We start from the raw sequence: 19,131 nt of genomic DNA, 5'->3' as shown, positions 1-19,131 counted from the left end.
TCCCCCTGTGTCCCCGGGAGTACGTGTCGGCCCCACTGGATTCGGCATACCTCGTATGCACCGGTCGACCGGTAAGAGGGACGTAAGTCACAGGGGGTTCCATCACTTTCGGGCAGACTCGTGGCCAAGGCACCCCCAGCGGTGCGGGACACCTGGAAGAGTCGTTTCCATGCAGGTCTGGCCTGGAGAGGCGTATCCGCTCGGCGCCACGTACGACGGCGCCGGCACCAACTTCGCGGTCTTCACGGAGGCCGCGGACCGAGTAGAGCTGTGTCTGCTGCACGAGGACGGCTCGGAGACGGCGGTGGAACTGCGCGAGAGCGACGCGTTCGTGCGGCACGCGTATCTGCCGGGTGTCATGCCGGGGCAGCGGTACGGGTTCCGGGTGCACGGACCGTACGACCCGGGGCGCGGGCTGCGCTGCAACTCGGCGAAGCTGCTGCTCGACCCGTACGCGAAGGCGATCAGCGGGTCGGTCCGGTGGGGCGAGGAGGTCTACGGCTATCACTTCGAGGCGCCCGAGAAGCGCAACGACCTGGACTCGGCGCCGCACACGATGACGTCCGTCGTGGTCAACCCGTACTTCGACTGGGGCGACGACCGGCGTCCGCGCACGGAGTACCACCACACCGTGATCTACGAGGCCCATGTGAAGGGCCTCACCATGCGCCACCCGGGGCTGCCCGAGGAACTACGCGGCACCTACGCGGCGCTGGCCCACCCCGCCGTCATCGAACACCTGACCGAACTCGGCGTCACGGCCCTGGAGCTGATGCCCGTACACCAGTTCGTGAACGACCATCGCCTGGTCGACATGGGCCTGAACAACTACTGGGGCTACAACACCCTCGGGTTCTTCGCCCCGCACAACGCGTACGCCTCCTGGGGCGACCGCGGCCAGCAGGTCCTCGAATTCAAGTCGGCGGTCCGCGCGCTGCACGAGGCCGGGATCGAAGTCATCCTGGACGTGGTCTACAACCACACCGCCGAGGGCAACCATCTGGGCCCGACCCTGTCCTTCCGGGGCCTGGACAACGCGTCGTACTACCGCCTGGCGAACGACCCGCGCTACTACATGGACACCACGGGCACCGGCAACTCGCTGCTCATGCGCTCCCCGCACGTGCTGCAGCTGATCATGGACTCGCTGCGCTACTGGGTCACCGAGATGCACGTCGACGGCTTCCGCTTCGACCTCGCGGCAACCCTGGCCCGGCAGTTCCACGAGGTGGACCGGCTGTCGTCGTTCTTCGACCTGGTGCAGCAGGACCCGGTGGTCTCCCAGGTCAAGCTGATCGCCGAGCCGTGGGACGTGGGCGAGGGCGGCTACCAGGTGGGCAACTTCCCGCCGCTGTGGACCGAGTGGAACGGCAAGTACCGCGACACCGTACGGGACCTGTGGCGGGGCGAGCCGCGGGCGCTCGCGGAGTTCGCCTCCCGGCTGACCGGCTCGTCCGACCTCTACCAGGACGACGGCCGGCGCCCGCTGGCCTCGATCAACTTCGTGACCTGCCACGACGGGTTCACCCTGCACGACCTGGTGTCGTACAACCACAAGCACAACCGCGCCAACGGCGAGGACGACCGGGACGGCGAGAGCCACAACCGGTCCTGGAACTGCGGTGTGGAGGGCGACACCGACGACCCGGACGTACGGGAGCTGCGGGGCCGCCAGATGCGGAACTTCGTCGCGACGCTGATGCTGTCCCAGGGCGTGCCGATGATCAGCCACGGGGACGAGTTCGCGCGCACGCAGCGCGGCAACAACAACGCCTACTGCCAGGACAACGAGCTGTCCTGGCTGCGCTGGCCCGGTGCGGACGAGCCCGGCGACGAGTCCGGCGGCGGGCGCGGCGGTGAACTGGTGGACTTCGTGCGCGCGATGGTGTGGCTGCGCAAGGACCACCCGGTCTTCCGCAGGCGGCGCTTCTTCCACGGCCGTCCGGTGGAGGGCACGCACGACGAGCTGTCCGACATCGCCTGGTTCACCCCGGAGGGCCGGGAGATGACCCAGCGGGACTGGGACTCGGCGCAGGCGTCGGCGCTCACGGTCTTCCTCAACGGCAACGCGATCTCCGAGCCCGGCTCACGCGGGGAGCGCATCGGCGACGACTCGTTCCTGCTGATGTTCAACGCCTCGCCGAAGTCCCTGGACTTCGTGGTGCCCGTCGACCACGGCCGGCAGTGGCAGGTCGTGGTCGACACCGCCCGCGTCGACGGGGTACCGCCGGGCACGGGTCCGAAGGTGGGGGCCGGGGAGCGGCTGACCCTGGTGGACCGGAGCCTGACCGTGCTTCAGCGGCCCGCCTAGGGCAGGGGCTTCGCTCGAATGCCGGTCGCGCGCGTGGGCCACGTGCCGGGTGCCGTGACACGAAAAGCGGCGGGATGGGTACGTAGGTCTGCATGACATCTGAGCGACCCGACCCGGTGGTGCCGACGGCCACCTACCGCTTGCAGCTGCAGCCCGAGTTCCCGTTCGCGGCCGCGGCGGCGGCCGTCCCCTACCTGGCGTCGCTCGGCGTCTCCCATCTGCATCTGTCCCCCGTCCTGGAGTCCGTCCCGGGCTCCACGCACGGCTACGACGTGGTGGACCACGCGCGCGTGCGGGGCGAACTCGGCGGCGAGGAGGGCCTGCGCGCGCTGTCGCGCACCGCGCGGGAGCACGGACTCGGCCTGGTCGTGGACATCGTGCCCAACCACATGGCCATGGCCCCGCGCCACAACCGCGCCCTGTGGGAGCTGCTGCGGGAGGGCCCCAAGTCGCCGTACGCGCGCTGGTTCGACATCGACTGGGACGCGCAGGGCGGGCAAGTGCTGCTGCCGGTGCTCGGCGGGCCCCTCGGCGCGGAGCTCGGGCAGCTGGTGGTCGACGGCGACGTGCTGCGCTACCACGACCATGTGTTCCCGCTCCGGGAGGGCACCGAGGAACTTGCGCTGCCGCAGCTCCTGGACGCGCAGTGGTACCGCCCGGTGTGGTGGCGACTGGCCCGCACGGAGCTCAACTACCGGCGGTTCTTCAGCATCTCGGAGCTGATCGGGGTGCGGGTGGAGGACCCGGAGGTCTTCGAGGCCACGCACGCCAAGATTCTTCAGCTGCTGCGCGAGGGCGTGGTGGACGGGCTGCGCATCGACCATCCCGACGGGCTCGCCGACCCCGACGGCTACCTGGGGCGGCTGCACGAGGCGACCGGCGGGCGCTGGACCGTCGTCGAGAAGATCCTCGCCGACGGGGAGCCCCTGCCCGCCTCCTGGCCCGTCGCGGGCACCACCGGCTACGACGCCCTCCGGCACGTCGACGGCCTGTTCACGGACCCGGTGGGGGCCGGTGAACTGCTGGGCCAGTACCGGAGGTTCGCGGCCCCGCAGACGGACCGGGGCGGCGACTGGGAGGCGACGGTACGGCGGGCGGCGTACAAGGTGCTCACGCATGAGCTGGCCGCCGAGACGGACCGGCTGACCCGGGTGGCGAACCGTCTGTGCGCCGGCTCGCCGGACCCGGCGCTGCGCGACCGGGCCCCCTGGGCGCTGCGCACCGCGCTGCAGGAGCTGCTGGTCCGGCTGCGGGTCTACCGGCCGTACGCCTGCGGTGACGCGGCCGCCGTCGTCACCGAGGAGGCCGCCGAGGAGGCCCGCCGTGCCTTTGTCGTGCCCGAGGAGGGCCGGGCGGTCGACGTGGTGCGCGGTCTGCTGGTCGGGGCGGGGGGTGACGGTCCCGGGCTCGCGGAGTTCCGGGCGCGGTTCGCGCAGACGTCGTCGGCCCTGCGCGCCAAGTCCGTGGAGGACACGGCGTTCTACCGCTACGTGCCGCTGCTGTCGGCGACCGAGGTGGGCGGCGACCCGGGCCGCCCGGGGGTGACCCCGGCGGAGTTCCACGCGTACTGCGCGCGCGTGCAGCGCGACTGGCCGGTCACCGGGACCGTGGTGTCGACGCACGACACCAAGCGCAGCGCCGACGTGCGCGCGGCGCTGTCCGTGCTGACCGAGTGCCCGGGGCGCTGGGCGGACCTGCTCGCCGAGGTGACCCGGGACGGCGAGGGCGTGCCCGACGCACAGCTGGCCTGGGCCGCCTGGCAGACGGTGTTCGGGCTCGGCCCGGCGAACGGGGAACGGGTCGGCGAGGCCCTGCTGAAGCACGTCCGCGAGGCCGGCCTGTACACGAGCTGGACGGAGCAGGAAACGCCCTACGAGGAGGCGGTGGCCGCGTTCGTCGCGGAGGGGCCGTGCGGGGCGCCCGGTGAGCGCGTGGCCGCCTTCCGCGGCTCCCTGGAGGCCCACATCCGGGCGAACGTGCTGGGCACCGCCCTGGTCCATCTCACGATGCCCGGGGTGCCGGACCTCTACCAGGGCACGGAGGACGAGTACCGGGCACTGGTGGACCCGGACAACCGGCGCCCGGTGCGGTTCCCGCCCGCGCAGCAGGCCGGCGCGTCCGGGGAGAAGGCCGCGCTGACAGCGGCGGCCCTCCGGCTGCGCGCCCGCCGCCCGGATGCCTTCGGCGACACGGCCACGTACACACCACTGGACGCGCGGGGCCCGTCCGCGGCCCACTGCGTGGCCTTCGCGCGCTCCGGGGAAGTCGTGACCGCCGTGACCCGGCTGTCGCTGCGGCTGGCGGAGGCGGGCGGCTGGCGCGACACCCTGCTGCCGCTGCCCCCGGGACGCTGGAGGGACGTACTGGCACCGGAACGGGAGTTCACGGGGCACGCGCGCGTGGCCGAGCTGTTCGGGCCGATGCCGGTGGTGTTGCTGGAGCGGGCCGGGAGCGCGGGGTGAGGTGTGCTGCTCGCGGGAGACGACGGTCGTCGCCGTGGTCTCGACCTCGAATGCATCTGGGCGCCCCCTGGACGCTCCCCCGCGCTGTGCTTGACAGTCCACCCATGCCGTGCGGCACTGGGGATTGCGAAGCCGGGCAGACAAGACGGGGGTGAGTCTCCTGCCGGAGCCGCGTTACCCCAGTGTTCCCGAACTGGTCGCAACCGCCCGGGCATTGGCCGCACACCGGCCGAGCCTGTGCACGTTGCGGCAGGTGGGAGTCTCACGCGCGGGAAGACCCCTGCACCTGCTGTCCGTGGGCCACGCCAGACCGGCCGTCCTGGTGGTGGCGGGCGCCCACGCCAACGAGCCGACCGGGGGTGGCACCCTCCTCGCGCTCGCCGAACGGGTCGTACGCGCCCCGGAGCTGCGCGCCGACACCTCCTGGCACTTCCTGCTGTGCGCGGACCCGGACGGGGCCAGCCTGCATGTGACCCCGGCGCCGCGCAGCCTGCTCGACTACCACCTGGGCTTCTACCGGCCGGCCGGCCCCGAGCAGCCGGAGTGGTCGCCGTCGGTGCTGCCGCCCGACCGGCTGCCGCCCGAGACCCGGACCCTGACCGGCGTGATCGACGAGCTGCGCCCCTTCCTCCAGGTGACCCTGCACGGGACCGATCTGGGCGGCAGCTGGGTGCAGCTGACCAAGGACGTGCCAGGACTCGCCGAGCCGTTCGCCAAGTCGGCGGCGGAGCTGCGCATCCCGGTGGAGACGGGCGCCTCGGACGCCGCGGGCTGGCCCGCCTCCGGACCGGGCGTGCATGTGATGCCCGGACCGGAGTCGGGCGTGCCCTATCCGAGCATGCCGGACGACGCACGGCACAGCACCTGGTACCACGCCCACCGGTACGGCGGCCTGACCGCGGTGGTGGAGGTGCCGATGTGGGCCAGCGACCTGGTGGACGACCCGGCTCCGCACCCCGCCCCCGCGGCGGCGATGCGGCACCTGGCCCGTCGCCTCCAGCGGGACGCGCTGGAGGTGGAGCGGGTGCTGGCCGAGGCCCTGCCACGGCTGGACGGCGCCGAGGGACCGCTGCTGCGGGCCGCGAAGTGGGCGCTGGAGCTGATCCCGGGCCTGGCCGAGGACTGGATCCACACCCCGCCCGTCGACACCACCAGGGCGTACGTGGGCAGCGTGGACGCCTTCGGACGGCGGCTGCCGCTGCGGGCGGCGGCGATGCTGCTACGGGTCCTCCAGGAGGCCGACGACCGCGCCGCTCCCGAGCTCGAACAGCTCGTCGCCTCCTGGTGCGACGCCTTCGCCGAGCGTTTCGCGGCCCGCTGGGTGCCTTTGGAGCACCAGGTGGAGCACCAGTCCCGCACGGTCCTCGTGGCGGCCCAGTACGCGCGCGAGAGGGGGGCGTGAGGCACGGCGAGAACGGCGGGACGGCACGCGTGCGTGGGACACCGTCACGTCCCACGCACGCGTGCCCGCGCTGCCCGGCCTCAGTCGTCCAGCCGGAACACCTCTCCCGTCCCCGCTTCCATCGCGCACGCGTTGGAGAACGTCTTCTCGTTCTCGACGGTCCGGCCGTGCCACTGCCCGAACACGCGGACGGTGACCGGGGCGTAGATCATCGGGCAGACGGCGTCCGCCTTGGCCTGGAGGCTGCCGATGTCGCCGTCCGCCGCCTCCAGTTCGGCGCAGGCCTCGGCCGCGTGGGCGTGGCCCAGGGGCGGGTCGCACAGCAGCAGGGTGCCGCGCATGTCGCCGGACCGGGTGTCGCCCCGGGTGACGGTGAGGTAGAGCCAGTTGCCGGAGTGGGTGTCCCGGGCCGCCGCCTGGGCGGCCGGGGCGGGGCAGGCGGCGACGAGGGCGGCCGCCGCCAGCAGGGCGCCGCGTACGGCGGTCGCTTGCGTGAAGTACGTCATTCCCGGTGCATCGGCACGGCGGCCTCGGCACCCCAGCCCGACTCACCCGAACGGGACGGCACGCGCGCGTGCCGCCGCGCCAGTTCGAACGCGCTCAGCACGACACGCGCCTGGTACTCGGCCTGGCGGGCCACCGGGATCCAGCGCGCCCCGCAGCCGTCGCGGTAGTCCGCGCACCACTCGTCGATCAGCCGGTCCAGGTCCGGCAGGACGCCGGCCGGATCGTGCCCGGTGCTGAGCACGAGCCGGCGCAGCAGCCCGGCGGTGCGCAGGGCGAGCCGGCGCCCGGAGATGCGCAGGGCGGCCAGGTGGGCGGTGTTGAGCGCGGGCAGCCGGCGGGCGCTGCCGTCGTCGGTGTCGGGGTCCCAGGAGTCGGCCAGGCCGGGGCAGACCAGTAAATAGTCGTCGACCGGGGCGAGCAGGCTGCCGGCGTCGGGCACGGCGGCCAGCTGGGGCCGGATCCGGGCGAGGACACCGTCCAGGAGCCGGGTGTCGTGGCGCAGGGTGCCGCTGACGGTGCGCAGCACCGCGTCCCGGTCGGCGGGCGGCGAGCCGTCCTCCACGGCGGCCACGCCCCACATCGGCGCCTCGACGATCGCGGTCACCGTGCCGTACCGGTGCGGATGGAACCAGGTCGACTCGACGGCGGCCTCGGTGATGGCCGCGGCCAGGTCGCCCCGGCGCGGCGGCGGGATCCGGTAGACGGCGGGGCCCACGCTGGGCCAGTACAGGGTGTCGTACGCGCCGAGTTCACGCGGGATGCCGAGGCGGGCCGCGGAGTGCGCGACGCGCCGGGCCAGGCCGGGCAGGTCGCGGGTGAGCTCCACGAAGCCGCCGCCGACGTCGACTCCGTGCAGGGAGCACTGGAGGAAGGGCCGCAGCTCGTCCTGGAGCCGGAGCAGGGCGCGCGTCTCGGGCAGCACGGCGGCGGCCGCGCCGTCGGGCAGCCATTCGGGCTGCTCCAGGAAGCCGGGCCGGAAGAAGTTCCGGAAGTAGTGGTCCAGGGTGTACGGCCCGGACAGCCAGCCCTCGTTGCGGCGCGAGCCGTCGGGGTCGAGGCACAGCAGCAGGTTCCAGGTGGTGTCGGCGGCCTCGGTGAGCCGGGGGTCGGCGAGCGTGCGCTCGGCCAGCCGCAGGACGGTGGCGCCGCCCACCGGCTCGTTGGCGTGCGGCCCGGCCACGACGAGGGCGTTCCGGCTGCCGTGACCGACGGAAAGCAGCCACAGGGGCGCACCCGCGCGGGAGGTGCCGATACGGCGCAGCCGGGCGTCCTCGGGGCGGCGGGCGACGAGCGCGGCCGCGCGGGCACCCAGCTCGTCCACGGTCGGATAGCGGAGGAGCGGCAGGGCACACCTCCACAATGTGGTGCCGTCGTTTCACCTGGTGTGCATGGTGTACGCACAGTCAGTCACGAGTTCAGGGGTACGTCAACACCGCGGCGGACAACTCGTTTTCGGCCACCGTGTCCGATGCCGGGCCCCGCTCAGTTCGAGGAGAGCCGGAAGGCCATCCGTCCGAAACCCACCTGGTCGCCGTCGCGGACCACGGCGGCGCCGATCACCCGGCGCCCGTTGACGGTGGTGCCGTTGGTCGAGCCGAGGTCCCTGAGGACCCACATCCCGCCCTGACTGCGAAGTTCGGCGTGCACACGGGAGACGGTCTCGTGGTTCAGCCGCAGTCCGTTGGCGGGGTCGCGGCCTATGCGCAGCGGATGACCGTTGCCGGCGTGCGGCAGCATCAGCTTGGGCAGCCGCTCGGCCTGCCAGGCGGTGCGCAGCCGTACCGTGAAGCCGGAGACCGCCTCGACGGTGCCGAAAAGGACCCGCGAGAGGCGATTCTCCCTGGGCAGGTCGGCGGTCAGCGCGGCGAGTTCGTCGGCCCGGCGCGCGGCCAGGGCGAGTTCCATGCGGCGCACGAACGTGTCGTGCGACAGACGGCCCATCGCGACGCCGTCCCGGAGCACCTGCAGCGCCTTGTCGCGCTCCGCGTCCGAGAGCCGCGCGGGGTACGTGTTGAACTCGAAGGACGACGTCACGCTCGTGATTGTCGGTCAGTGAACCCCGGGTGTCCAGAAAACGGGGAAACGACCACCACGCGCGCGTACTCCTGGCGACACCCGCGGGGAAAGGAAGGATTCAAGGCGCGTCCGTCCCGGTCACGGCACGATGGACGGGCTACATCACGGTGAACAGACGAAGGGGAACCGTCCGTGCAGTTCGAGGTGTGGGCACCGCAGGCAGACCGTGTGACGCTCCATTGCGAGGGCGCCACGCGCGCGTTGGAGCGCGATCCCGAGCGGGCGGGGTGGTGGTCCGGGGAGTCGGAGGCGCAGGACGGGACGCGGTACGGGTTCGCGCTGGACGACGGTCCCGTGCTGCCCGACCCGCGCTCGCGCCGCCAGCCGGACGGCCCGGACGGTCCGAGCGCGGTCGTGGACCAGGAGCGGTACGCGTGGCGTGCCGAGTGGGCGGGGCGCCCGCTGCCGGGGGCGGTCCTCTACGAGCTGCACGTGGGGACGTACACCCGCGAGGGCACCCTGGACGCGGCCGCCGAGCGGCTCGGGCATCTGGTGGAACTGGGCGTCACGCACGTGGAGTTGATGCCGCTGTGCCCCTTCCCGGGGCAGCACGGATGGGGGTACGAGGGAGTCTCGCTGTGGGCGGTGCACGAGCCGTACGGCGGCCCGGAGGCGCTGAAGCGGTTCGTGGACCGGGCGCACGAACTCGGTCTGGGCGTGGTCCTGGACGTCGTGCACAACCACCTGGGGCCGTCCGGCAACCATCTGCCCGCGTTCGGGCCGTACTTCACCGAGACGCACCACACTCCCTGGGGGGCCGCGGTCAACCTGGACGCGCCCGGTTCGGACGAGGTGCGCGCGTATCTCGTGGGCAGCGCGCTGGCCTGGCTGCGCGACTACCGGATCGACGGGCTGCGGCTGGACGCCGTGCACGCGCTGCGGGACACGCGCGCGTGCCACTTCCTGGAGGAGCTGTCGGCCGCCGTGGACGCTCTCTCCGCCGAGCTGGGCAGACCGCTGTTCCTGATCGCCGAGTCCGACCTCAACGACCCCCGGCTGATCACCCCGCGCGCGGAGCACGGCCTCGGCCTGCACGCGCAGTGGAACGACGACTTCCACCACGCCCTGCACACCGCGCTGACCGGCGAGTCCCAGGGCTACTACGCCGACTTCGCCCGCGCCCCGTTCGCCGCCCTCGCCAAGACCCTCGCCGGCGGCTTCTTCCACGACGGCTCCTACTCCGGCTTCCGGGGCCGCCACCACGGCCGCCCGCTGGACCGCGCGACGGTGGCCGGGCACCGGCTCCTCGGCTACTCCCAGACCCATGACCAGATCGGCAACCGCGCCCAGGGCGACCGCCTTTCGCGGTCCCTGTCCCCCGGTCTGCTGGCCTGTGCCGCCGCGCTGACGCTGACCGCGCCGTTCACGCCGATGCTGTTCATGGGCGAGGAGTGGGCCGCGGGCACCCCGTGGCAGTTCTTCACCGACCACACGGACCCGGAGCTGGCCCAGGCCGTACGGCAGGGCAGGCGGCGGGAGTTCGCGGCGCACGGCTGGGCCGAGGAGGACGTTCCCGACCCGCAGGACCCGGCGACCCGCGAGCGCTCCTGCCTGGACTGGTCGGAGCCGGAACGCGAGCCCCACGCGCGCGTGCTGGCCTGGTACCGCCGGCTGGTCGCCCTGCGCCGGGAGGAGCCGGACCTCACCGACCCCGACCTCGCCGACACCAAGGTGGCGTACGACGAGCGGGCCCGCTGGCTGGCCTTCCGGCGCGGGGACGTCCGGGTGGCCGTGAACCTGGGCAAGGAGCCGGCTCCGATCCCCCTGGGCGCCGGGAAGGTACGGGTCCTCGCCGCCTGGGACCCGGTGGAGGCGACGGGCGCCGACGGGCTGCTGCTGGTGCCCGGGGAGTCGTGCGTGGTACTGACGCAGGACTGAACCGGCGGGGCGGCGCCGGCATGATCCGAACGACGCCCCCTAGAGTTCCTCGCCCGTCTCCTCGTCGCGGAACTCGGTCGCCCGCTCCAGCAGGATCGCCTCCCAGGCGCGCCGCAGCTGGGTGCGCAGCAGCGGGAGCGGGCCGGTGTCATGGCCGTCCAGGCGGTTCATGAGCCGGACGAGGGTGTCGCAGCGGGCCAGCCACAGACCGCGCAGGCAGGGGCGGGCGCCGTAGCCGGCGAGGGTGGCGGCGCGCACGGCCGCGCCGGAGCCGACGGCGAGGACGAGCCCGGCGATGTCCTCGGCGGGGTCGCCGACGACCACGCCGGTCCAGTCGAGGATGCCGCGCACCCGGCCGTCGGCGCTCACCACGAGGTGCTCGCCCCTGAGGTTGTGGTGCACCAGGACCGCCGTGCCGGGCTGTGCGGCCAGCTGGGCGGCTCCGGCCGGGGTGAGCTGCAGGATCAGGGCGGAATCGAACTCGTCGGCGGCGCCGAGACGTTCCGCGGCCCGCACGGCCATCCGGCGCAGCGCCTCCAGGGAGCGCGGGGCGACGCGTGGCACGCCGAGCGTCTCCGCCTGCCGTACGGGTACCTGGCGCAGCCCCGTGAGCAGGCCGGACAGATCGGCCTCGCCGATGGCGGAGACGTCGTGCTCCTCCCCCGTGCCGCCGGGCACCTTGGTGTCGAGCGTGTAGGTCAGCCCCGGGGCCCACTCGCCGTGCGCCACGCTGACGGGGACGGTGACAGGGATGTGCGGCCGGACGAGGTCGCGCAGGCGCAGTTCACGGCGCTGACGGGCGGCGGCGTCGCGGTCGGGGGCCAGGCGCAGCACATGGCGGGTGCCGACCCACCATGTGGAGTGCTCACCGCCCTCCGCGACGGGCCGGACATCCGGCCCCGAGGTGCTGTCCGCGCTCTCCTTGAGCAGCGTACGAACCAGTCTGCGGACGGTGTCCGCGGTGGGTGTCGGTGCCTGGGTCATGTCGCGCCGTTGCCGTTCGGGGTGGTGTCGTCGAGGGTGCGTGGGTCTCCTGGTGTCCGGGGCCGCCCGGTCAGTCCACTATGACCATGTCACGAGTCGTGTTGTTGAGGCGACGGCCGCCGTCCGCGGTCACCGTGACGATGTCCTCGATGCGCACTCCGAAGCGGCCGGGCAGATAGATGCCGGGCTCCACGGAGAAGCACATGCCGGGCACGAGGGGCTGTGCCTCGCCCTCGATCATGTACGGCGGCTCGTGGGTGGTGACGCCGATGCCGTGGCCGGTGCGGTGGATGAAGTACTCGCCGTACCCGGCGCCGGCGATCACCGCCCGGGCGGCCCGGTCGACCTCCTGGCAGGCGACGCCCGGGCGCACCGCCCGGAAGCCCGCCTCCTGGGCCGCGCGGACGATGTCGTGGACCTTGCGCTCCTCGTCCGTGGGCTCGCCCACGTGCACGGTGCGGCTGGTGTCGGAGCCGTAGCCGTCCTTGAGGCCGCCGAAGTCGAGGACGACCATGTCGCCGGGGCGGATGACGCGGTCGCCGACCTCGTGGTGCGGGTTGGCCCCGTTGGGACCGGAGCCGACGATGGTGAAGTCGACCTGTGAGTGCCCGAAGCGCAGCAGCAGGTCGGCGAGGTCGTGGCCGACGTCGGACTCGCGCCGGCCGGCGAAGGGCACCTTCCGGATCTCCTCGAACGCGGCGTCGGCGGCGGCTCCTGCGGCCGCGAGCAGTTCCAGTTCCGCCGCGTCCTTCACGGCGCGCAGCATCGGCAGCGCGTCGGTCAGGGCGGCATAGGAGGTGCCGGGCAGGATCTTCTGCAGGCCGAGCAGATGCATCGCCCAGGCGTTGTCGCTGATCACGAAGCGGCCGCCGGCGTCGAGGAGGGCTGCGGTGACGGCGTAGGGGTCCGTGCCGTCGGTCCAGCCGCGCAGGGTCAGGGCGGGCGCGCCGGACGCCTTCTCGGCGTCCGGGGCCTCCAGGGTCGGTACGACCAGCACGGGGTCGCGTCCGGCGGCCAGGACGAGCACGGTGAGCCGTTCGGTGACCGCGGTGGGCGCGTAGCCGGTGAGCCACACCATGTCCGGTCCCGGCGCCACGAGCAGGCCCGCCAGCCCGGCCTCGTCGGCCGAGCGCGCGGCGCGCTCCATGCGGGCCCTGTAGTCGTCGGCCGTGAAGGGCGCGGGCGTGCTACCGGTCATCCGGGCCTCCGGGGACGTCTGGGGGCGGGGCAAAGGATTACGGGCAGCATCCTGCCCGGACACGGAGGGCCGCGCGAGCCGGTTACCGGGTCCCGCGGCCACGGTGGCGTCGGCCGCGGGTACGTACGGGAGGTCATGTGACGACGCCGGGGACGGCCGTCAGCCGCTGGTAGCCGCCGCTGCGGTGCCGCACCGTGAGGGTGACCTCGGCTCCGGGGCGGGCGCCGGAGACGGCCCGCGCGAGGTCGGCGGCCGTGTCGACGCGTGTCGTGCCGAAGCGCAGGAGTACGTCGCCGACGACCAGGCCCGCGATGTGGGCGGGGCCGGGCTCGTGGACACCGACGACCAGCGCCCCCGACTTCTCGGCGTCCACGGCCTCCACGCCCAGGCTCGCGCCGGCCGGTGACGGCGCGGCCGAGCGGGTTGCGGTCGCGGCCGGCGGCGGCGCCTGATGGCGCAGCTGGGCGAGTCGGCTCATGCCGATCACCGTCGCTCCGACCGTGCCGAGCCCGACTCCGGACAGCACCAGGACCGTCCCGACGAACAGGCTGAGCAGCAGGGTCCTGAGCCGCCTTCCGCGCCGGCGTGCGGCGTGCGGGCGCTGTGCGGTGCCGGCGGTGTGGGGGGTGCCGGGGGTGCCGGGTGTGCCGCCGTCCCGCCGCTCCTGACCGGGCATCGGCTTGGGACGCAGTGCAGTCTCTTCCATGGATCGCCTCCGGCTGGTGCTCTACCCGGCGTGCGCGGGCGCGACGAGCCACGAACGAGTGAGACTGCCCCGGGGTCAGCACCGGGAAGTCATGAGCGGCACGGCACGGAACGAGCCGTGTTCGCCGGGGTCGGCTCCCGTCGGTCAGCTCCCGTCGGTCAGCCGCCGCACGAGGTCGGCCGCGGCTCCGCCCGGTGTCCCGCCGTACAGCAGTTCCGTGCGGTGCACGATCCGTGGCGCGGCGAGCGGAACGGCGACCGCCCCGCGTACCCCGTCGGCCGCCGAGTCGGGCAGCAGGGTCAGGCCATGGCCCGCGGCGGCGAGGGCGGTGAGGGCGTGGACGTCGGTTCCCTCGTAGCGCAGGGCCGTACGGAAGGCACCGCCACCGTTGGCCGCGCGCAACTGGGAGAGGGGCAGTCCCGCGTCGGGAGCGTCGAGCCAGCGAGCGTCGGCGAGGTCGCCGAGGCGCAGCCCCGCGGTGCCGTGGCGGGCGGCGAGCGGGTGCGTGGCGGGCAGCAGGACGCTGACGGGCTCCTCGGCGACGCCGTGCGCGGTCAGCGGCGCGACGTCGGGCAGCCGCAGCGGGTCGCTGGGCGCGGCGAGTCCGTCGACCAGGCCCAGATCGGCGGCACCGGTGGCGACGGCGGCCGGGATCTCGTCCCGGGCGAGGACACGCAGGGTCAGCCCCGCGACGGGGAGCGCGGCGAGGACGCGGGGTCCCAGGGCGGTCGCCGTCGCGGCGAGGGTCAGTCCGTGGGCGGGCGCGGCGGCCAGCCGCAGGACGTCCGCGCGGGCCGCGTCCAGGCGCAGCAGCAGCGGGTGCGCATGGTCCAGGAGGCGTTCACCGGATGCGGTGGGCACGACGGGGCGGCGGGTGAGCAGCGCGGTGCCCAGGTCCTGTTCGAGCGCGGCGATGTGCTGGGACACCGCGGACTGGGTGTAACCCAACGCGCGGGCGGCCTGCGAGAAGGAGGCGAGGCGCGCGACGGTGACGTACGTACGCAGCAGGTGCGGGTCCATGCCGGACAGCATCCCACCGCATCAGTGATGCTTATCGACCGTGCACGGATCATCGTTGGACGTGAACCTGGACCGACGCCCAGGATGAGGGCCATGACGGACAACGCCGCGCACACCGCCACCATCGCCCTGGTCGGGGACCGCTCCCCCAACGTCGTCTCGCACACCCGGATTCCACGCCTGCTCGACGCGCTGGCCGAGCACGACCGGCTCGTCCTGGACGCGTACTGGATCCCGTCCGAGGACGCCGTGGCCGCGGACGCGGTGCGCGGTTTCGACGCCGTGTGGGTGCTGCCGGGCAGCCCCTACCGCAGTGAGGCGGGCGTACTCACGGCCATCCGCACCGCCCGCGAGGAGGGCATCCCCTTCCTGGGCACCTGTGGCGGGTTCCAGCACGCGCTCCTCGAACACGCCCGCAACGTGTGCGGCCTGACCCGGGTGGCGCACGCCGAGAACGAACCCGGCGCCGAGGACCCGCTGATCGAACCGCTGGCCTGCTCCCTGGTGGGTCACGAGGCGTCGGTGACGATCGAACCGGGCTCGCTGGCCGAGTCGGTGATCGGCTCGGCGAAGACGGTGGAGCGGTACTTCTGCGCGTACGGCCCCTCCCGTCACCTCGACACACTGCGCGCGCACGGCCTGCGCTTCTCCGGCCACGACGAGGACGGCCAGGTGCGCGTCGCCGAACTGCCCGGCCATCCCTTCTTCCTCGCCACGCTCTTCCAGCCTGAGCTGTCCGACGAGGGCCCGCGCCCGCACCCGGTGGTACGGGCGCTGGCGCGAGCCGCCGCGGAACACGCCGCACGCGAGAGGTGAGGCGGCCGGGCCCGGCGGCGGAGTCGCGTTGTCAGTGGGGGCTGTTACGTTCTGTGACATGACCGATCTCGCCCTGCGGCTGCTCCGGCAGCACGACCGCCTGGCCGAACTGGCCGCGTTCCCCTTCGACTTCGACCTGGCCCGTGCCGCCCACGGCCACGTCGAGGCGGTCCGCCTCGCCTCGGGCGGCCCGCTGGAGGTGGTGGCGGGGGACGACACCGGGGGTACGTATTTCGTGTGCGCGGACGGCTCCGTGCTGTACGCCGACTCCGAGGGCTCGGCCGGGATCATCGGCTCGTCCGTCGACGAGGCGCTGGAAGTGCTGATCGGTCTGCCGGGCTGGCACGACCACCTGGACCTGTCACCGGCGGACGGCGAGGAGACGATCCTGGCCCGCGTCGCCGAGACGGAGGAGGAGATCCGCGAGTACCACGGCATCGACGAGGAGCGCGCCGAACTGCGCGCCGCGCTCGGCCTGCCCGCGCGGTCCCCGGTCGAGCTGATCGGGATGCTGCACACGGCCCTGTCACGCACCGAGCCGGACTTCGTGCTGCTCAACGCGGAGGAGGGAGGCGCCTACGAGCCGCTCGGCCGGCCCGCACGCCCGCCGCTGTGGGAGCCGGTGCTGGCACAGGGGCGGGCCGACCTCGCCGGGCTGCGCGCGGGGGACGCCGACCTGCGCGCCACCGTCGCCGACGATCCCGTACGGCGCCGACTCGCCCTGCGGGCCGCACAGTTCGACCGCTCGGACGGCGACCTCCCCTTCCTGCGCACCCTGCTGCGACGGGAGGCGGAGTCGTCGATGACCGACGAACTGCGGCTCGCCGCCGTCCTGGTGGGGCTGCACGGGGACAGCGCGGACCTGCCGCTGCTGCACGAGGTGCGCGACAGGGACTTCGACACCTGGTGCGGCCTGGGCGGCATACCGGAGCCGGACGCCGACGGGGAGGAACTGCGCCGGTGGGCCCGCGCGTCGGACGACTCCCTGTTCGGTACGGATCCGGCCGACGAGCCGCTGACGACCTGGACCGGCCTGGCCGCGGACCAGGGCCTGACCGAGCTCGCCCGGGTCGCCCTGATCCGCAGGCTGGACGAGATCGTCATGGACCAGAGCGCGTTGCGGCGGCCCGGGTCACCCACGAAGCTCGACACCTCACCCCTGTACTCCCTCGCCCATGAGTTTGAGTGCCTGGGCGATGTGACCCAGGCACTGCGCGCCCAGCGGTTGTACGCGGCACTCCAGGAGACCGCCTCGGACCGTGTGTCCGCCCGGCTGACCCAGGCACGCCTGGAGCGCGAGAGCGGCCAGCTGGACGGGGCGGCGGTCGCCCTGGCCACCCTGCGCGATGTCCTGGCCGGCCCCACCGACGACTTGCTGAAGCACTGGCGGGGCGTGAACCTCGGCTCGTTCATCGCCGAGGAGCACTACACCCTCGCCGGTGCGCTGGCCGACGCGGGCCGCCCCGAGCAGGCCCGCGCGGTGCTGGCCGCCGGGGAGGCGATACACGGCGAGCTGTCTCAGGCCGCCGGGCGGGCCGTACGAGAGCTCGCCGCCCGGACGTCGGCGCGGATACGCGAGCTCAGCTGACCGGCAGCGCGGGCACGGGGCGCGTGTCCGGGCGGAAGCCGTGGGTGCGGCGGGCGAGGTAGGAGGCCTTGTAGCGGTCGACCCGTTGGTGCCAGTGCAGGACTCCGGCCAGCCAGTTCTGCAGGTCGAGGACATAGCCCCGGACGGCCTCGCGTGCCTCCTCGGGGAGGTCGAAGTCGTCATACACGACCGGCAGTTCGTTCGCCACGACGTGCTCGAACTGGCGCATGCGCTGGGTCATCAGGTCGTGCACGACGCCGAGCGCGGTCGGGTAGTCGATGCCGAAGAAGTTCTGGACGACGAGGATGCCGTTGTGGATCTCGCCCTCGTACTCGATCTCCTTCTGGTAGGAGAAGACGTCGTTGAGGAGGCACCCGTAGTCCATGGCGGCGTTCTCCAGCGAGCGCACCGGCCCGCTGCGGTAGACCTCCGGCGGGATGGCGGGGCCCCGGCCCATGCGGCACAGGCTCAGGGTGAGGTCGGAGCCGAAGGTGGCGCGCCGCATCTCCAGATAGTCGACCGGGTCGGGGATGCGGTTCTGCAACTGGTTGGAGAGTTCCCACACCCAGCTCTCGGTCATCGCGTCGACCGACTGCTTCAGGGCGGTGCGTTCGCCGGGCGGCATCTCGGCCGTCGTACGGGCCCACAGGTCGATCAGTGCGCGTTCCATGCCGTTGACCGGGACGGGGACCGCCTCGTCGTCGAGGGGCATGCACGCGGACAGCCGTTGTGTGGTCAGCCGGGCGGCGGCCAGGTCACGGCGGTGTCCGAAGACGAGGGGGTAGTAGTCGTCGCCGTAGGTGCCCCAGGCGAGCCAGTGCGCGCTTAGGTCGAGCGCCTCGGGGGTCGCGTCCGGGTCGAGGCCGGCCGAGCAGAGCGCAAGGTCGTAAGCGGTCAGCTTGTCCTCGTCCCAGACCCCCTCCCGGAGCATGCCCATCCGGTGCGTCCAGCCGGTCAGCCGCTCGCGGGCGCCGTCCAGGTGCGGGGAGAGCTCCAGCGGGAAAGGCATGCAGAAGTCGGGCAGCAGGGACGGGCCGACCTTCTGGAAGGGCACATGGGAGTAGGCGCGCAGACGTTCTGCGGCGGCCGAGGCGAGCAGGGCGCCGATGTCGGCGGCGGAGGCGCCCGGGCCGGTCAGGCCGTGCCACGGGGAGACGGAGACGGCACCCTCGTTCATGTACCGGCTGGAGCGCAGGTGCCATTCGTGGCCGCCCGACTGCCAGTCCTGGAGTCCCTTCGTGTAGGCCGCGACCGCCGCGACCTGGTCGGGGGTGAGGCCCTTCTCCAGGGCGAGCACGGGCACTTCGGTCAGCGCGGTGTGCTCGAACTGGTGCAGGCGCGAGGTGAGGATGTCGTTGACGGTGTCGGCGGCCTCCTGGGTGGTGCAGCCGAAGAAGGTCTCCAGGACCAGCACGCCATTGCTGTTCTCCCCCTCGTCCTCCACCTCCCGCTGGTAGGAGAACAGGTCGTTGCGCAGGTGCACGGCGTCGGCGAAGGTCTCCATCAGCACCCTGAGCGGCCTGGATCCGGCGACGCGGGCGGGCACCTCGGCGCTCGCGTACTCGACGAGCCCCGCCGACCAGGGGGCGCCGCCCACCTTGCGGCGCATCTCGATGTACTCGACAGGATTGGCGATCCGCCCCTCGTTGATGTTGGACAGCTCCCACATCGACTCGTTGAGCAGGTGCTCGGTGGCCACCGCGAACCGCGCGCGCCAGTCGGCGGACATCGACGGCACGGTACGCGCCCACAGGTCGGCGAGCCCCGCCTCGACGGGGTTCTCCGGCTCCGGTACGGCAGTCGCCAGGTCCAGCGGCATGAACAGCGGCAGCCGGTCGAGGTGGGCCTTGCCGGCCGCGCGGTCCTGGGTGCGCTTGTACCGCTCCAGGAAGTGGTCGTCGAAGAAGAACACCCACACGTACCAGTCGGTGATCAGCGAGAGTGCGGGTCCGTCGCAGTCGGGGTGGGTGTAGGCGCACAGGAGCCCGTAGTCGTGCGCCTCCAGGTCTGCCTGCTCCCAGACCCCGGAGCCCTCCAGCATGCCCATCTCGCGCGCCCACGCCGTCGAGTGGGCACGCGCCTCCTCGACATGCGGGTTCAGCCGCGCGGGGTACGGCATGTAGAAGTGCGGGAGTTCGAACGGCTGCGTCATGGCCGGGGCCCTACCCGTGGCCCCCGGCAAC

General features: G+C 73.1%; 14 protein-coding genes. 6 read left to right on the top strand and 8 right to left on the bottom strand.

The features are described from left to right. The first annotated feature begins 169 nt into the window (after positions 1-169). The 3 genes from glgX to AB0I54_RS04855 all read left to right on the top strand — a co-directional run bounded on the left by glgX (position 170) and on the right by AB0I54_RS04855 (position 6,175). Positions 170-2,311, top strand: a complete 2,142-nt coding sequence (gene glgX / locus AB0I54_RS04865) for a glycogen debranching protein GlgX (protein WP_363294459.1) — start codon at positions 170-172, stop codon at positions 2,309-2,311. A 92-nt stretch (positions 2,312-2,403) separates the two neighbouring features. Further along, a complete protein-coding gene (gene treY / locus AB0I54_RS04860) occupies positions 2,404-4,773 on the top strand; it encodes a malto-oligosyltrehalose synthase (protein WP_363294458.1) in 2,370 nt (789 codons plus the stop codon). Between the two features lie 151 nt (positions 4,774-4,924). Then, positions 4,925-6,175 (top strand): M14 family zinc carboxypeptidase, encoded by a 1,251-nt coding sequence (locus AB0I54_RS04855; protein WP_363294457.1) that lies wholly within the window; start codon positions 4,925-4,927, stop codon positions 6,173-6,175. A gap of 80 nt (positions 6,176-6,255) precedes the next feature. Here AB0I54_RS04855 and AB0I54_RS04850 read toward each other — a convergent pair whose 3' ends face one another. The 3 genes from AB0I54_RS04850 to AB0I54_RS04840 all read right to left on the bottom strand — a co-directional run bounded on the left by AB0I54_RS04850 (position 6,256) and on the right by AB0I54_RS04840 (position 8,716). Further along, positions 6,256-6,681, bottom strand: a complete 426-nt coding sequence (locus AB0I54_RS04850; protein WP_363294456.1) for an SSI family serine proteinase inhibitor — start codon at positions 6,679-6,681, stop codon at positions 6,256-6,258. After that, positions 6,678-8,003: a M14 family zinc carboxypeptidase gene (locus tag AB0I54_RS04845; RefSeq protein ID WP_363294455.1), complete on the bottom strand. Its 1,326-nt coding sequence runs from the start codon at positions 8,001-8,003 to the stop codon at positions 6,678-6,680. Before AB0I54_RS04845 ends, AB0I54_RS04850 begins: the two co-directional genes overlap by 4 nt. 161 nt (positions 8,004-8,164) lie before the next feature. Further along, positions 8,165-8,716: a DUF1707 and FHA domain-containing protein gene (locus AB0I54_RS04840; protein ID WP_363294454.1), complete on the bottom strand. Its 552-nt coding sequence runs from the start codon at positions 8,714-8,716 to the stop codon at positions 8,165-8,167. A 174-nt stretch (positions 8,717-8,890) separates the two neighbouring features. On the opposite strand from AB0I54_RS04840, the gene treZ reads away from it, so the two are divergent. Continuing rightward, positions 8,891-10,636, top strand: coding sequence for a malto-oligosyltrehalose trehalohydrolase (gene treZ, locus AB0I54_RS04835; protein ID WP_363294453.1), 1,746 nt, complete (start codon positions 8,891-8,893; stop codon positions 10,634-10,636). A gap of 39 nt (positions 10,637-10,675) precedes the next feature. On the opposite strand, the gene AB0I54_RS04830 is transcribed toward treZ, so the two are convergent. The 4 genes from AB0I54_RS04830 to AB0I54_RS04815 form a co-directional block, all read right to left on the bottom strand. Next, positions 10,676-11,620, bottom strand: coding sequence for an aminoglycoside phosphotransferase family protein (locus AB0I54_RS04830; RefSeq protein WP_363294452.1), 945 nt, complete (start codon positions 11,618-11,620; stop codon positions 10,676-10,678). A gap of 70 nt (positions 11,621-11,690) precedes the next feature. Further along, positions 11,691-12,818, bottom strand: coding sequence for an aminopeptidase P family protein (locus tag AB0I54_RS04825; protein ID WP_363294451.1), 1,128 nt, complete (start codon positions 12,816-12,818; stop codon positions 11,691-11,693). Positions 12,819-12,951: 133 nt separating this feature from the next. Beyond that, positions 12,952-13,524 carry a PDZ domain-containing protein gene (locus AB0I54_RS04820; RefSeq protein WP_363294450.1) on the bottom strand — a complete coding sequence of 191 codons (573 nt, stop codon included), beginning with the start codon at positions 13,522-13,524 and terminating at the stop codon, positions 12,952-12,954. Between the two features lie 144 nt (positions 13,525-13,668). Beyond that, the gene (locus tag AB0I54_RS04815; protein WP_363294449.1) at positions 13,669-14,544 is read right to left on the bottom strand and encodes a LysR family transcriptional regulator; all 876 of its coding nucleotides are present in this window, start codon (positions 14,542-14,544) and stop codon (positions 13,669-13,671) included. Positions 14,545-14,637: 93 nt separating this feature from the next. Here AB0I54_RS04815 and AB0I54_RS04810 point away from each other — a divergent pair, with 93 nt between their 5' ends. Next, on the top strand, positions 14,638-15,360 hold the full coding sequence (locus tag AB0I54_RS04810; protein ID WP_363294448.1) for a hypothetical protein: 723 nt from the start codon (positions 14,638-14,640) through the stop codon (positions 15,358-15,360). Positions 15,361-15,418: 58 nt separating this feature from the next. Next, positions 15,419-16,948: a hypothetical protein gene (locus tag AB0I54_RS04805; RefSeq protein WP_363294447.1), complete on the top strand. Its 1,530-nt coding sequence runs from the start codon at positions 15,419-15,421 to the stop codon at positions 16,946-16,948. On the opposite strand, the gene cyc2 is transcribed toward AB0I54_RS04805, so the two are convergent. Then, positions 16,941-19,100 (bottom strand): germacradienol/geosmin synthase Cyc2, encoded by a 2,160-nt coding sequence (cyc2, locus tag AB0I54_RS04800; RefSeq protein WP_363294446.1) that lies wholly within the window; start codon positions 19,098-19,100, stop codon positions 16,941-16,943. The two genes, AB0I54_RS04805 and cyc2, sit on opposite strands and share 8 nt — an antisense overlap. Positions 19,101-19,131: the final 31 nt, after the last annotated feature.

Source organism: Streptomyces sp. NPDC050625, from assembly GCF_040654755.1.
Lineage (GTDB): Bacteria > Actinomycetota > Actinomycetes > Streptomycetales > Streptomycetaceae > Streptomyces.
Note: the sequence above shows the minus strand (reverse complement) of the source record. Positions and strands in the feature narration are given on the sequence as shown.